This is a genomic window from Ruegeria sp. CDSC081 (genome assembly GCF_059610485.1).
The window spans coordinates 330,619-346,033 of the sequence record NZ_JBXWNS010000003.1 but is presented as its reverse complement, the minus strand read 5'-3'; the positions used below and the strand labels follow the sequence as shown (position 1 = coordinate 346,033).

9 protein-coding genes are annotated in these 15,415 nt (G+C 57.0%); all 9 read left to right on the top strand.

The window, feature by feature from the left end:
- Window positions 1-33 precede the first annotated feature (33 nt).
- The 9 genes from AC2FH9_RS07170 (at window position 34) to AC2FH9_RS07130 (ending at window position 15,339) form a co-directional block, all read left to right on the top strand.
- Complete coding sequence (locus AC2FH9_RS07170) at window positions 34-2,076, top strand: dynamin family protein (RefSeq protein WP_496701886.1); 2,043 nt, start codon at window positions 34-36, stop codon at window positions 2,074-2,076.
- Window positions 2,073-3,359 carry a dynamin family protein gene (locus AC2FH9_RS07165; protein WP_271948831.1) on the top strand — a complete coding sequence of 429 codons (1,287 nt, stop codon included), beginning with the start codon at window positions 2,073-2,075 and terminating at the stop codon, window positions 3,357-3,359. The genes AC2FH9_RS07170 and AC2FH9_RS07165 overlap by 4 nt, the downstream gene beginning before the upstream one ends.
- Before the next feature lie 334 nt (window positions 3,360-3,693).
- Window positions 3,694-5,853 (top strand): serine/threonine protein kinase, encoded by a 2,160-nt coding sequence (locus AC2FH9_RS07160; protein WP_496871161.1) that lies wholly within the window; start codon window positions 3,694-3,696, stop codon window positions 5,851-5,853.
- Between the two features lie 202 nt (window positions 5,854-6,055).
- A complete protein-coding gene (locus AC2FH9_RS07155; protein ID WP_496871160.1) occupies window positions 6,056-7,027 on the top strand; it encodes an FHA domain-containing protein in 972 nt (323 codons plus the stop codon).
- A 3-nt stretch (window positions 7,028-7,030) separates the two neighbouring features.
- Window positions 7,031-7,819 (top strand): PP2C family protein-serine/threonine phosphatase, encoded by a 789-nt coding sequence (locus AC2FH9_RS07150; RefSeq protein WP_281995081.1) that lies wholly within the window; start codon window positions 7,031-7,033, stop codon window positions 7,817-7,819.
- A gap of 19 nt (window positions 7,820-7,838) precedes the next feature.
- Complete coding sequence (locus AC2FH9_RS07145; protein WP_496691621.1) at window positions 7,839-9,080, top strand: peptidoglycan-binding protein LysM; 1,242 nt, start codon at window positions 7,839-7,841, stop codon at window positions 9,078-9,080.
- A gap of 44 nt (window positions 9,081-9,124) precedes the next feature.
- Complete coding sequence (locus tag AC2FH9_RS07140) at window positions 9,125-10,231, top strand: peptidoglycan-binding protein LysM (protein ID WP_496697039.1); 1,107 nt, start codon at window positions 9,125-9,127, stop codon at window positions 10,229-10,231.
- A 258-nt stretch (window positions 10,232-10,489) separates the two neighbouring features.
- A complete protein-coding gene (locus AC2FH9_RS07135; RefSeq protein ID WP_496871159.1) occupies window positions 10,490-11,968 on the top strand; it encodes a Y-family DNA polymerase in 1,479 nt (492 codons plus the stop codon).
- Window positions 11,965-15,339 (top strand): error-prone DNA polymerase, encoded by a 3,375-nt coding sequence (locus tag AC2FH9_RS07130; RefSeq protein ID WP_496871158.1) that lies wholly within the window; start codon window positions 11,965-11,967, stop codon window positions 15,337-15,339. Before AC2FH9_RS07135 ends, AC2FH9_RS07130 begins: the two co-directional genes overlap by 4 nt.
- Window positions 15,340-15,415: the final 76 nt, after the last annotated feature.

The following is a 15,415-nucleotide window of genomic DNA, read 5'->3' as shown; positions in this document are numbered from 1 at the left end:
GATCCGTGAAATTAAGTAGTCAGGGTATGTGTTATGAGTGAGAATAATCGTCGCGAGTTACTTCGTATAGCCAACGAGATGAAAGGCGTCAGCAATGACGAAACCGGGCAGTTTATCTCTCGGATCATTGGTGATCTTTCGAACCTGAAGCCCTCGATTGCTTTTGTTGGTCAGATCAAGGCCGGCAAATCCCGACTGATCAATGGTTTTACCGGACAGGCCGAATATCTGCCGTCGGATGTGAACCCTTGGACAACCGTAATCACTGATATGCATTTCGGCCACCCGTCGGGCCGGACGCAAGGTGCCGAGTTCCATTTCTTCGACAACCGTCAGTGGCAGTCCCTGATTGCCGAAGGCGAAGAGCTGCGCAACATGTTCCCCGATGACGAGGACAGTTATAAACGCGAGATGATCGAAGAACAGGTCGACGCAATGAAGACCCGCGCCAAGCTTCGGCTGGGCGATAGCTATGAACAGCTGCTGGGCCAACATCATGATCTGGAAGACCTGAATTCGGATGATTTGGCACGTTATGTTTGCGCAGGCGATGACCCGACCGAGGGTGGGACACATGATCCGGCATCGGACCGGGGCCTTTACAGCGACATCACCCGAAAGGCCGAGGTCTATTTTGACATCGGACATTTCCCATTTCCGCTTACGGTCACCGATACACCCGGTGTAAATGACCCTCTGCTGATCCGCGAAGAGATCTCTCGTCAATACCTCAAAGAGTCCGACTTTTTTGTGGTTGTCCTGTCGGCGCATCAGGCGCTTTCTCGGGCGGACTTGAAACTGTTCCGCCTAATGCAAGCGCTGGAGCTGGGCCAGATCGTGGTTTTTATCAACCGCGTGGACGAATTGGGAAATGGTGCCGAAGATGCCTTCAAGGTGCGGGCCGATGTTCTGGACGGGCTTGAGAAGGCGCTTGGGAACTCGAACATTGACGTGCTGACCGGCAGTGCCCAATGGGCGCATTACGCCCTGACCGGTGACGAAGCCGGTATCAATCACGACGATGTCCTGGCCTGGCTGCGCGCGCACCCCGATCAGATGAAGCAATATCTGGACGGTGTCGAAGAGATCAAACAAGGCCCCGGCCCGATCAGCCGCGAAGGTGTTTTGCGCTTTGCCGCTATGATCGCCTCCGGGTTGCCCGATCTGCGCCGGCATGTGACCCGAGCGCTGACAGAAGGCCCGCGCGATGAACAACTGCGTATGGCCTGGCAGCATCTCAACAGCTTTGCCCAAGGTGAATTAGACCGGTCCAAAGCGCATCTGCGCGCGATCGAGAACGACACCACAACCTCGGCAGAAGACGCTGGTGAAAACAACAGGATATTGGCCGATCTGCGGAACTCGGTCAGCGACAAGACCACCAAGATCATTGACGAAATGGATGACGTCCTGGCCAACCTGAGAGGCGTAATGGATGACACCGTGGCCGAGGCCGTGTCGGGCGTTGTTCGCGGCCCGAACGGAGATTCTCCGCTGTTGTCGAAAACCGGAGAAACCGAGCTGAATTTCACTCCGCTGCGTGACCGCATGCGCGAACTTGTTCAGGGGGCCACCCAAGTTGTCCGCCAAAGAATGCTGAGCGAGCTCTACGCAATCGACATGCAAAGCAATGCCACGCTGCGGGCTCTGCCCGGCTGGCAGGACGCAACCGACAACCGGATGAACACCAGCGCAGTTCGCTGGTTCCGTCCGGACACGTCCGCTTTGACCCGTGGCATCACTGTCGAACTTCGGGTAAACTGGTTGTCCCGGCTGATTTCGCGTAAAAGTGTCGTGTCCCGTGCCGAACGCATGATCGTTCAGGAGTTTGAGATGATCGGAGATGATCTGGTGGATACCGCCCGCGGTGATTTGACCGAGCGGCTTAATACCGTGCTGGACCATTATCTGGCCCTGCTCGCCACACATCTTGAACATCGTGCCGGAACCGGCGAAACAAATGCCCGGGCCGAGGCGCAAGCCTCCTTCAACCACGCACAACATATTTCTGACGAGCTGGGCACCCTATTCAGCCAGCATCAAACAGATGAAAGACTAGCAGAGGCAGCGGAATGATCGAATTTCCCGGAACCGACAAGGAAGTGAGGCAGCTCGAGCGCTTTCTGACCGCGACCGAAAGCCTGCCGAGCGACGTGGCGCTCGAAGATATGCGCGCCCGTGCTTTGGCGCATGCCGAACGCTTGTCAAACGCGGTCAATATTGGATTCGCCGGAGAATTTGGGGCGGGAAAATCCAGCCTGGCCAACATGCTGGCCGGGGCAGATATTCTGCCTACCGGGCCGCAACATCTGAAACTGCCGCTCGTTATTGTGGCATATTCCGAAACCCCCGAAACAACTGTCGGGTGGTGGGACCGGGAACCTAAGGTCTATTCTGGAATTGCACTTGAAAAAGCCGCCAAAGACGAACCCGACTTTATCTCTGTTGGATTGAACACCCCTGCCCTGCAAGAGATATCGCTCTACGATCTGCCTGGGTCAGGCGCTTTGGATGATACCTATAAACCGACGCTCGATCTGCTCAAATTTGTGGATTGCGCGATCTGGTGCACCAACGGCACAAATGCATGGCGCGAAACGGAACGCCATCTTTGGGCTAAGGTTCCGGAAGAGTTGCGAGCAAACAGCATATTGGCTGTGACACATACAGATTTGCCTCCGGTACGCGACGCGCTTGACCGGGTGTTGGCCCGCTTGAACAAAGAAAAGCGCAATATGTTCCGCTCGGTTGTGCCGATCGGCACCCCAGTGGCTGTCCGTGCCATGGCGCAAGAGCCAGAACCGGATTTCGCCCTTTGGGAAACCTGCGGTGGACAGGGGCTGGCCGAGCAGGTGCTTGATATTGCTTCGAACCGGCGACAGGCAGACCTGAGTTCGGCGCGCGAAGATCTGGAACAGCACTTTCTACCCTATCTGAAATCGATTGACGTTCAGGTGCCGGACATAGCCGCCCTCGACGCGCCCTCTATGCAGGCTACGCTGGAAAACGTGCTACCCCCTATCGACAATCCGATCCTGGAAGACTGGCTTGCCGCAATTGCCAGTATCTATGAAGACCTGCGGGAAACCTCAAATATGGAGCCTGCGGCTTTCCTGCAAAGCTGTCAGGAAATCGTTGAGGATTTCGCCGAGCGCCTGGAAAACGATGGCGAGATTGACCCGACGGCGGATTGGATTCCGGGTGAGTTCGAAAAGGCCACGGACTTGTTGCTTTTGCTTCAGTTCGAAAGCGGCGTTGCGCCACTGAAGGATGCGATTAGCATCCTGGCACAGCTGAGTGACAACCTTGCTTGGGCCGGCAGCCGGGTTGAATCGGCACAACCAAAGACCGGAACCTGAAATTTCCGCTCAAGGCTGAGCGGCAATTCCGCGAATCGTAGAGGCGATTCCTACGAATCTATTGTTTCGAATTTGTAGACCAATCCTTAAGAATTTGTTTTTAGCTTTCGATTTTATCACAATATATTTCTATATGTAGTATAAACTGTCAAATAAACACTACATATAGATCAATCGCAAAAACGATCCTTAGTGAAGCCATCAGGCGGCCCCAATAAAGTCAAATTTGAATCGTCTAACCGACTTGAGTGTCCTGCGGTTGTTTTTGGTTGTGTGTTTGCGGGCTATTTGCCCAGGTTTTTTGCCGCAAAACGATTAGAACGGGCGGAATGAAATGAGCCATAACCAGGCTGTCGGTGCAACGCACGACGAACCTAAGATTGAAGGACTTGAACCTGGCGCAAAGCTGTTGCGCGGGCAGTATGAGATTCTTCGTTTCCTCAGCAATGGCGGGTTTGGGATTACCTACCTGGCCCGCGACAGCCTAGAACGCGATGTCGTGATCAAAGAGTGCTATCCGGGCGCTCTGTGCCGTCGGAATGGTGACGCGGTTGAACCCATCAATCCCGACCACAAAGAAGATCTGCGCGCGATCATCGACCTGTTCATTCAGGAAGCCCGCAATCACGCCCGACTGGTTCATCCCAATATCGTTGACGTACATCAGGTCTTTGAAGACAACGACACGGCGTATATCGCAATGGACCTGATCCGGGGTTGCGATCTTCTGGATTATTCCGAGAACCCCGAAAACGACGCGGGCCCGGATTTCATTGTCCAAGTCACCGAGAAAATGCTGTCGGCCGTTTCGTTCATCCACCAAAGCGGAATGCTGCATCGCGATATCTCACCGGACAATATTCTGATTGACCAAAACGGAGACCCGGTCCTCATCGACTTTGGTGCCGCGCGCGAACAGGCAGCCAATCAATCTGCTGCCCTGTTGACTTTGCGCGTTATCAAAGACGGCTATTCCCCGCACGAATTCTATGTACGCGGCGCAGATCAGGGACCTAGCAGCGACCTGTATGTTCTTGCGGCGACGCTTTATCACGCCATCAGTGGCGAACGTCCGATCGACGGGCAAACCCGACTGAATGCCTTCAACAATGGCCAGGATGATCCCTATACGCCCCTCGCAGGTCAGCACAGCGGCTATCCCGATGGGTTCCTTGAAGCGATCGACAAAGCGATGGAAGTTCACGCAACAGATCGTCTGCAAACGGCCCTGGATTGGCTGCGGATGTTCCGTGGTCCCGGCGTCATGTTTGACTCCTTCGCCTATCGTCCGGTCTCGGTCATCGTGGCGATGGACCGTAAGGACGAAGTCGAAGAGCAAGCCCGGATCAAAGCCGAAAGTGAAAATGCCGAGGCGGTGGTGACTGCCTTGTTGGCTGGGAACCCTGACATTGCCCTGGGTAATGAGGATAAGTCAGAGGGCGATCTGGCCAAGTTTGCACAAAAAGAAGAGGCCGCGGTTGCGGTCGACACGATCGTCAAGAACGGATCAGGCGGCAGCGGTAAAGTCATCGCAGGCGCTGCTGCGGTGGTGGTTGCCTTGGCTGCAGGCGGATTCGTTTTGTTCAGTGGCAGCGAAGAAACCCCCGAACCGACAGCAGCGCCGGTCCAGGTGACCGAGACAGAGGCACCAGCCTCGGAACAGCCGGAAGAAGTCGTGGAAACGGCGGCACCGGCCGCTGCGGAAGAGGTCGTGGAAACGGCAGAACCGGCCGCTGCGGAAGCTGAAGCACCAGAACAAGAAGTCGCAAGCGCAGAACCTGTTGAGCAGACGGATACCCTCACGGCGCAAAACGCCGAAGCGCAACCTGTCGAGGCAGCCCCGGTTGCTGCTGACCCGGTAGAAATCAGCGCTGCTGCTGGCCAACCGGCCGAAGCGCAGATTGCGTATTCTCATTGGGATGTGGAAATACCGTTCCAGACTTCGAAACGCCGCGCCTCGACTGGCAGCGTCGTTGTCGTGACCGGCTTTGACCCCACGCTGGATACTTCCGTGATCGGAGAATGGGTGCAGCATGGGGCGTCAATTTATACTGTGAACGGAGTGCCGGTCCAGGCAGATGCAAGTTTTGCCGCCCAGATTTTGGATGACCTGAAGGTCGATCCGGATGGGTATATCCGCATCACTGCCCGTTATCGGGAACTCGGAAAAACCCGTGCGCAGAACGGATTGCTGGCCCTGCCCGCCATTCGCATGTTGGGTCTCGAGAATGGTTATGTGTTCACTATCAGGAACAGCAATGGAAACGGCTGGGCAACTGTTGTTGACGCTGCACCAGACGCGCCCGCAGCAGGCAGCCTGCGCAAAGGCGATGTACTGATCTCGGAAAATCATACCGGTCAGAACATTACCAACCCTGAAGGGCTGGACGCGCTTTTGCAGCTCCTTGTTTCCGAAAACCAGTCCGAAGCCCGCTTTACAGTTCTGCGCAACGGTACTGAAACGGGTGCGGTTATGCCCCTGGTACAGGAGTAATGATCCGGTCTGATTGTGATCTGCCTGTGTGTGTTTGCTGAGAGTGAAGCGAAAGCCATCACTCTGACGGGGACCGGCCCGTCGCAGAAGGTAAATGAGTTTTTTGTTCCCAATCATCAGTGCCTGTGTACCGAACGTGCAGAGGTGAGTAGCAGCCCCATGGGACGTAGTTCCTGTGCCAAGAAACAAAGGTGTCGACACCATGTTTAAATATAAAAGCCCCCTTAGCCGGCTTCTCGAAGGTGCCGGCAAACCTCAAGAGACCAAAACCGAGGAGGTCGCGGCACCTGAGACTGATAACGCTGAACCGATTGCGGATTTCAACGCACTTCGTAATGCACTGGCAGGCGGCAACACTACCGCTGATAGCTACGATGAAAGCGAAGAACTATTACCAGAAGACAAGATGCCGGAGTTCTCCGAAGCAGAACAAGCCACTGCCGATGAGATTATCGTCGAGGAAGTGGTCGCCGAAGTGCAAAGCGCCACCGAGGTTACAGTTGATGCCGACCCAAAGGACGACGAACCGGTTGTGACACTGCATGTGTCAACCGAAGAACTGACAGCCACGATTGAAGATCCCGCGCCTGAAATGGCGATGGAAGAACCGGTCGTAGACGTAGTCGTCGAGACAGTTGATCCGGAACCAGAAGCGCCTTCTGCCCCAGAGGTCGAGGCACAACCTCAGCCTGCTCCTGCGGCAAAAGAAGATAGACGCAGCCGTGTGAAAACCACCTTCCTGGGCTTCGAGCGCGCGGATACGCATGTTCAGGACTTGATGGAAACAGCCGAGCCGGTGGCTATGGCCAAGACCGAGGCAGCGCAGGCGACATTCCCGGTAGGATGGCTTGTTGTAACTTCCGGCCCCGGCCGCGGTTCCAGCGTTACGCTGACAGAAGGCCTGATGCAGATTGGGCGTAATGATGACCAGGCGATCCAGCTGGACTTTGGCGACACTGGGATTTCCCGCAGCAACCATGCGGTAATTGCCTATGACCCGGAAGACCGCAAATGCTATCTGGGCCACGGCGGCAAGGCCAATCTGGTGCGCCTGAACGGCAAACCCGTTCTCAGCACGGTTCCACTCTCCACAGGCGATCTTATCCGGATCAGTGAAACCTCAATCCGTTTTGCAGCCTTCTGCGATGACGGCTTTGATTGGCGGGATGTTTAATTGATGCTGGCGACCCCGGCATATGATCTTGCGCTGATCCTGGATCAGGGTCAGCGCGACACGCAGGAAGACGCGGTCGCGTCGCGTATGTTCGACGCGGCGGATGCGGGCTATGTCATCGTCGCGGACGGAATGGGTGGGCATGCGGCAGGAGAAGTGGCATCCGAGCTGGTGGTCAAAGCCTGGCGCGATGCACTGGATACCGAACTTGAAGCAGACGCTCCGGCTGAGACTGCGCTGATCGACGCCTTACCCTTGGCAGCCATGCAGGCAAATGCCGCGATTTCGACTTACTGCGAGGAGCAGGGTGAAGATTTCAACATGGGATCAACCATGTTGGGAGTTTTGCTGCTGGAAAAGCGCGTCTTCTGGATTTCGATTGGCGACAGCCCCCTATATCTCTATCGCGACCGTACCCTCAGCCAAATCAACGAAGACCATTCGATGGCTCCGATGATTGATGCTCAGGTTGCTGCAGGTACCCTTACGCCAGACCAGGCGTCGTCTCACCCCGACCGAAACCAACTGACTTCGGTGATAATGGGCGCCGCAATTCCCAAGGTCGATTGCCCGGAAGAACCATTGGGTCTTAGCACCGCGGATGTGCTGATCGTGGGAAGTGATGGGCTGCAATATCTGAGCAACACAGAAATTCAGGCAATTCTTGAGGAAAACGAAGATGCGCTGGCTCAAGATATTGCGGATGCGCTGTTGCGGGCACTGAGAACCAGGAACGACCCGGATCAAGACAATACGTCGATTGGCGTCATCAAACTCAGAAGAAACGACTAGAGGCAAAGCAACCGGACCAATGAAACTCCATCTGATCATATCCAGCCTGGCACTAGCTGCCGCGACGGGCGCTGCTTCGGCACAAGAAGCATGCTCAACCTATGAAATCCAGCGAGGCGACAGCCTGCGGGAACTGACCATCGCAGTCTATTCGACCGAAGATTTTCGGATCATCTTCGAGGCAAACCGCGATGTAATCGGAAATAATCCCAATGTCATCCGCGTCGGCGACGTTTTGACCCTGCCCTGTTTGGAAGATATCGGGCGCGCGGCTGCCGTGCCGCAGACAGAGGCCGAAGCAATGGCCGCCGAAATGGCCGCCGAACTTGTCAAGGCTGCGGAAGATCGCGCTGCCAAAGCTATCGCCGAAGCCGAGTCCCGCGTGGCCGAAGCCAAAGCAGAGGCGGTCATCGCCGCCAAGGCTGCGGCCAAGGATGAGATCGAGGCCGCGCGTGCTGAAGGTGCTGCCCTAATCCGCAATGCAGGTACCGGTGAACGTCCTGAAATCCGGGACCGTCAGTTGATTTTGATCACTGGCGGCAACTATTCCCCGTTCACGGATGAAGCTCTGCCGCATCGTGGTCTATATACAAATCTTGTGGAAACCGCGATGTTGCGCGCAGCACCGGAACAGTCCTACAAGATCCAGTTCGTCAATGACTGGTCTTCACATCTGGATCTGTTGATGCCGACGCTGGCATTTGACGCAACCTTCCCGTGGTCGCGTCCAGATTGTGACGACGCAGATGCACTGTCTGAAAATGACCGTTCACGTTGTGAAACCTACAATTTCTCGAACCCGTTCTATGAAGTTGTGGACACGTTCTTTGCTCGCGAAGGTTCGGGCTATGAAGAGACCCTGACATATGCGGACTTTGCCGGTGCAACCATCTGCCGACCCGAGGGCTGGTCTCTGTCGCATATGGACGCGGTGGGGCTGTACGAGCCCGCGATCACGATGCTGCGCCCGGTTTCGCCGGATGAATGTTTCCATGCATTGATGGATGGAACCGCCGACATCGCCGCAATTGAGGCCCATCTAGCCGTCGAGGCAATCGGTCGGCTGGGTTACGAGCATCGCATTGTAGAAAACCCCAACCTGGCAGCAATCAAGTCTCTTAACATCATGACTCACAAGGAGAATCCTGATGGAGAAGCGATCCTTGAAACGCTTAATCAGGGTCTGGCGATCATGCAGCAATCAGGCGAGTGGCGCGACATCGTCTCAACCGCTCTGCGTTATCAAATGGAAAATGGCTAAGGCCCTTATCGGCCTAAACTCAAAAAAGTCTGGAGGAAGTGGACATGTATAAATTTAACCTGAAGAAAGTCGTGATTTCGGCCACCGCCGTCACCGCCCTGAGCGCCGGAGCTGCCGCAGCACAGGAAGCCTGTAGCAACTATACCGTCGCGGATGGTGACACGATGGCGACCATCGCCATCGCGGCTTATGGCACCTCGAACTATCAGCCGATCTTCAACGCCAACCGCAACATCATCACCAACCCAAACGCGCTGGCGCCTGGATTGGTTCTGTCCTTGCCCTGTGAAGACGGTAGTCTGCCGAATGGCCAGTCAGCACAGGAACTGATCGCAGCAGAAGAAAAGCGTGCGGCCAGTGTGAAACGTTCGAACGTCTACGCCCCGCCAATCAAGCTGGTAGCGGGTAACGGATGGGAGCCATTCACAACCGAAAGTCTGAATGGTGGTGGGATCATGACCCGCCTGGCGACCACAAGTCTTCAGCGTGCCGGCAACAGCCGTGATTTCTCGGTCAGCTTTGTCGACGACTGGACTTCGCATTTGGAAACTCTCTTGCCGCTCGGCGCATTCGACATCTCGATCGCCTGGACAGTTCCAGATTGTACAAACCACACCTATGAGTGGTCTGCAGCGACTGAATCCCGGTGTAACGAGTTTGTTGCTTCGGTTCCGGTCTATGACATCGTCGGCGGCTTCTTCACTCTGCCGGAAAGCGAATACTCACAAGCGACGGCCTTCGAAGACCTCAAAGGTGCAACCCTGTGTCGTATGGACGGCTGGAGCATGGTTGTACTTGAAGAAGTCGGCTTGAATTCCGAGAACCTGACGTTGGTTCACCCCAGCTCGGCCCGCGAGTGTCTGGATGCCGTTTTGACCGGCTCAGCCGATGTGGCCGCGTTCGAGGTCGATCTTTTCGCCGCAACCATGAAGGACATGGGCCTGACCTCGGAAGATATCGTAGAAAACCCCTATGTTTCCACGCTGTCCTCGATGAGCTTCCTTGCTCACCGCACCAACCCGTTTGCACGCGAATACATCGCTATGGTCAACAAGGGCCTGAACGAAATGCGTGAATCCGGCGAATGGTACGCGATCATCTCGGACACGCTGCGTGAACAGAACGAGAAGCTGAACGCCGCGTCGAACTAATACCGATACATATGAACAGTCGCAGGGCCGGTCTTTGGACCGGCCCTGTCTTTTTTCAAGATCCGAAGATTTTTGCGACAGGAATGAGAGTCCGAATAATGGCTGCCGCGGTTTGATGCCTAAAAGGGCCGACCTTCCCTTCGAAGCCGAAACAACTTGGTCCCGGTGGCACTATCTGCCGGCGTTTGATCCAAAAGACTCGACTCTGTAAAAGCGGAAGCATAAAAAGAACAAATCAAGAACATATTGGTATCTGGCATGTTCGATGGAATGCAGCGTCGCGTCGTTTCATTGTGGTTTCCTCGGTTGGCAAGCGACCGGGTTCTGCGTCGACGCCTGGTGAATGGGCCCTTTGTCCTGACGCTCAAACAACAGAATGCCAATCGTATTTATTGCCTGAACGCTCAGGCTGCGGAACAGGGGCTGCATCAGGGCATGTCCTATGCGGATGCGCGCGCCTTTTGCCCCGCTTTGCAAAGCTGCACAGCCGATCCTCAGGCCGATATGCGTTTCCTGCACATCCTGCGTCGCTGGGCAACGCGCTATTGCCCCTGGGTGGGGATGGAAGGCGAGGATGGGCTGGTGCTTGACGTCACCGGGTCAGCCCATCTCTTTGGCGGCGAAGAGGCGATGTTGGCTGATATGCGCGGACGGTTTGCGCGCGCAGGGCTCTGGGTGCAGATCGGGTTGGGGGATACGCGCGGTGCGGCTTGGGCGCTTGCCCGTTATAACGAGGGGGTCGCAGCCTCTGGCAATATGCTGACGGCCCTAAAGTCGCTGCCGGTGGCGGCCTTGCGTCTGGATGAGAAGACCTCGGTCGCCTTACAGCGCATGGGCCTGCGCAAAATTGGTACATTGGCGGCAGCACCGCGCGCACCGCTGACACGGCGTTTTGGTCCCGGTCTGCTGCTCAGGCTGGATCAGGCTCTGGGCGCGCAACCCGAAGCAATCACGCCGCTGTCCGATCCCCCCCATTACGCGGTGCGCATGACCCTGCCGGACCCCATCGGATTACTGTCGGACGTGATGGCTGGTACCGAACGGCTGTTGGCCCAGCTCTGCGCCAAGCTGAAGGCGCAAGAGATGGGCGCCCGGAAACTTTGCATGACATTGCGTCGGGTGGACCAGGACTGCCAGCAGGTTGAACTGCGTCTGGCCCGACCTCTGCGCGATCCTCAGCGTATCCTGTCTTTGTTCGAACGCGGTTTGGGGGAAATAGATGCTGGCTTTGGCATTGATCAAATGCGGTTGGAGGCCACCGGGGTTGAAGCGCTGCCAGTACAACAAATCAGCCATGTTTCGGACCACAGCAAGAGCCGGCTGGATGACCTGATCACCCGGCTGGGCACCCGGGTCGGGCTTGAAAACATACAGCGTTTCCTACCTGCGGACAGCCATATTCCCGAACACAGTTTCATCATCGCGGCCGCCGCCTATTCCAACCCATCCAGCGGGTGGAGCATCCTGAACCCACGCCCGCTCTACCTGTTTCCACCCGAACCGATTGCGGCAACCGGCCCGCATCCGCCCGCGCGGTTCCGCTGGAGACGCATGCCCCTGACAACCGGCCATGCCACGGGCCCCGAACGCATCGCGCCCGAGTGGTGGCATCAGGATGAAAGCTGGCGCTCTGGCCTGCGGGATTACTGGCGAGTGGAAACCACGCAGGGGCGCAGGCTCTGGCTGTTTTACACGCCTCAGAATCCGGGCTGGTTTGTACAGGGAGAGTTCGCATGATCGCCGCAAACCGCCCGATAGACGCCCTGCATCGCCACATGCCAAAACCCCACGCGCAGGGGCTGGGTTATGCCGAACTCTGTGTCACCACGAATTTCACCTTTCTGACCGGGGCCTCCCACCCCGAAGAGCTCGTCCTGCGCGCCGCCGAGCTGGGATTGTCGGCAATAGCTATCACGGATCACAATTCGTTGGCAGGGGTTGTGCGCGCATGGTCGGCACTGCGAGAGCTTAAACGACAGACCAAACAGCCCCTTCAAATCAGATCCGAACATCGTGTTGATGCCTCTTCCCGGCAGGAGGTTGGCCACAGGCAGGCGCTTCCGAAACCGGACTGTACTGTTCTGCCTAAACTGATTACTGGCTGCCGGCTGCTGCTGCGCGACAGTGCGGTAGATTGGGTGGCGTTGCCCTGTGATCTGGCAGCCTACAAACGCTTGGCCCGCCTGCTGACTCTGGGCAAACGGCGTACAGATAAGGGCGATTGCGAGCTCTATACGCAAGACATGCTGACGGCCTGCAAGGGCATGATCCTGATCGCCCTGCCCCAGACCACCCTGTCAGAGGTCGCATCGGATATTCAAACCGTGCGGCGACGATTTCCCAATCATGTTTTTCTGGGCGCAGTGCCACGCTATGACGGCAGCGATCAGGCCTATCTGGCCGAATGCGCCCAACTGGCGCAGAAAAGCTGCGCCCCCATGGTGGCGGTCGGGGATGTTCTGATGCACCGCGCCCACCGCAAGCAACTGGCCGATATCCTGACCTGCATGCGTGAAAACATCACGATTGATCAGATCGGCACCCGCGCATTCCCCAATGCCGAACGCCGCCTCAAATCCGGCCAGGATCTGGTCCGGCTGTTCCGCCATCACCCCAGCGCCTTGCGGCGCACGATGGAGATTGCCGACAGGTGCAGCTTTGATCTGGCGGAGCTTTCGTATGAATACCCCGATGAGATTGCAAGCGGGGAACATCCGCAAACGCGTCTGGAACGTCTGGCACACGAAGGGTTGCAGCGCCGGTACCCCGAAGGGCCGCCCGACACGGTGGTCGGGCTGATGCGCAAGGAACTGGCGGTGGTCGCGGATCTGCAGTTTCCCGCTTATTTCCTGACTGTACATGACATCGTACAATATGCCCGGTCGCAGGGCATTCTGTGTCAGGGGCGCGGGTCCGCGGCCAATTCGGTGCTCTGTTACCTCTTGGGCATCACGGATGTCAGCCCCGACCAGATCGCCATGGTCTTTGAGCGATTCGTGTCCAGATACCGGGGCGAGCCGCCGGATATTGATGTCGATTTCGAGCATGAGCGGCGTGAGGAGGTGATCCAGTGGATTTACGAGAAATATGGCCGCGAACGTGCTGGTCTTTGCGCAACTGTCATCCATTTCCGCACCCGTGCAGCCATTCGCGAGGTGGGCAAGGTCATGGGGCTGTCGCAGGATGTGACCGCTGGGCTGTCGAGCCAGATCTGGGGCATGAGCAATGGCGGCGTTGATCTAGACCGTATTCGCGAGCTGGGGCTGGACCTCAGCGACCGGCGCCTCATGCAAACCATTCATCTGATTGGCGAAATCATCGGATTTCCCCGCCATCTGTCCCAGCATGTTGGTGGTTTTGTGATCACCAAAGGACGCCTGGACGAGCTTTGCCCGATTGAAAATGCCGCAATGGAAAACCGCACCGTCATCTGCTGGGACAAAGATGATATTGATGCTCTGAACATCCTGAAAGTCGATGTGCTGGGGCTTGGTATGCTCAGTTGTCTGCGCAAATCCTTTGGCCTGCTGCAACAGCATGAAGGCCAGACCCTGAGCATCGCCAAGGTGCCTCAGGACGACACCGCCACATATGACATGCTCTGCCGGGCGGATGCGATCGGCGTCTTTCAGGTCGAAAGTCGGGCGCAGATGAATTTCCTGCCCCGGATGCGCCCCCGCGAGCTTTATGACCTGATAATCGAAGTTGCCATTGTGCGCCCTGGCCCCATTCAAGGGGATATGGTGAAGCCCTATATCCGGCGACGCAATGGGCTGGAAAACCCCGAACCCTTTGGCCCGAAACTGGAACAGGTGACAGCGCGCACATTGGGCGTCCCCCTGTTTCAGGAACAGGCCATGCAGATTGCCGTGGTCGGGGCCGGATTCACGGCGGAAGAGGCCGACCATCTGCGCCGCTCATTGGCCACGTTCCGGCGAATGGGCACAATCGGCACATTCCGGGATAAATTCATCAATGGGATGCTGGGCAACGGCTATGACATCAAAGTAGCTGAGCAGTGTTTTTCCCAGATCGAAGGCTTTGCCGATTACGGGTTCCCGGAAAGCCATGCGGCGGCCTTTGCCATGCTTGCCTATGTCTCGGCCTGGCTGAAACGCCATCACCCGGCGATCTTTGCCTGCGCGCTTTTGAACTCTCAACCCATGGGGTTTTACGCGCCCGCTCAGATCGTGCGCGACGCCCGCGAGCATGGGGTCGAAATCCGCCCTATCTGCGTCAATCATTCCGAGTGGGACAATATACTGGAACGCCGCCCCGATGGCGCGCTGGCGCTGCGGCTGGGATTCCGCCAGATCAAGGGGTTCAGGGAAGAAGACGCCGGCTGGATTGAGGCCGCCCGCGGCAATGGATATCAGGATCCAGAGGCGCTGTGGCTGCGTGCGGGGCTGCGGCCTGATGTACTGACGCGCTTGGCCGAGGCAGACGCTTTTTCCGATATGGGGCTGACCCGGCGCGATGCACTCTGGCAGGTCAAAGCCATTCAAAGCCCCAAACCTCTGCCCTTGTTCAATGATCCGATTGACGGGGAAACGGTTCACGAACCCCCGGTCAACCTGCCCGCCATGCAGCTGGGCGAAGAGGTGGTCGAGGATTATGTTGCCACCCGCCTGACCCTGCGGGCCCACCCGATGGAACTGCTGCGCCCCTCTCTGCCAGGGCTGACCACACATGTCGCCTTGCTAGAGGTGCCCCTGGGGCGGCACAGCGTTTGTGGTCTGGTTATCACCCGTCAGCGGCCGGGCACGGCGTCGGGCATAATTTTCCTGACGCTAGAGGATGAAACCGGGGTCAGCAATGTGGTGGTCTGGCCCAAGGTTTATGAGCGTTTCCGCCGGGCCGTGATGGGCGGGCGCCTGCTGCGGATCACAGGGTATCTGCAACGTGAAGGGATTATCGTGCACCTGATCGCCCAGGACGTTCAGGACATGTCACATAAGCTTTCCGAATTGGGGCACCCGCAACCAGAGGTCCTAAGCACCGAAGGGTCCCGCACTGATGATACACCGAAGAAATCCCGCTATCCTGCCAGGGCAATGCACCCACGGGATCAGGCAAAGCGGCTGTTTCCAAGCCGGGATTTTCATTGAACCGCACTGCTGCATATCTCTGGCAGGGTCCGCACTGTCGGATTGCCGCAACTCAAAACAATATTGAGGCAAACTC

Excerpts from the sequence above, each read along its gene's own strand:
- AC2FH9_RS07145 (WP_496691621.1), top strand. The coding sequence starts at position 7,839 with ATGAAACTCCATCTGATCATATCCAGCCTGGCACTAGCTGCCGCGACG.
- AC2FH9_RS07140 (WP_496697039.1), top strand. The coding sequence starts at position 9,125 with ATGTATAAATTTAACCTGAAGAAAGTCGTGATTTCGGCCACCGCCGTC.
- AC2FH9_RS07135 (WP_496871159.1), top strand. The coding sequence starts at position 10,490 with ATGTTCGATGGAATGCAGCGTCGCGTCGTTTCATTGTGGTTTCCTCGG.
- AC2FH9_RS07160 (WP_496871161.1), top strand. The coding sequence starts at position 3,694 with ATGAGCCATAACCAGGCTGTCGGTGCAACGCACGACGAACCTAAGATT.
- AC2FH9_RS07170 (WP_496701886.1), top strand. The coding sequence starts at position 34 with ATGAGTGAGAATAATCGTCGCGAGTTACTTCGTATAGCCAACGAGATG.
- AC2FH9_RS07150 (WP_281995081.1), top strand. The coding sequence starts at position 7,031 with ATGCTGGCGACCCCGGCATATGATCTTGCGCTGATCCTGGATCAGGGT.
- AC2FH9_RS07130 (WP_496871158.1), top strand. The coding sequence starts at position 11,965 with ATGATCGCCGCAAACCGCCCGATAGACGCCCTGCATCGCCACATGCCA.
- AC2FH9_RS07165 (WP_271948831.1), top strand. The coding sequence starts at position 2,073 with ATGATCGAATTTCCCGGAACCGACAAGGAAGTGAGGCAGCTCGAGCGC.
- AC2FH9_RS07155 (WP_496871160.1), top strand. The coding sequence starts at position 6,056 with ATGTTTAAATATAAAAGCCCCCTTAGCCGGCTTCTCGAAGGTGCCGGC.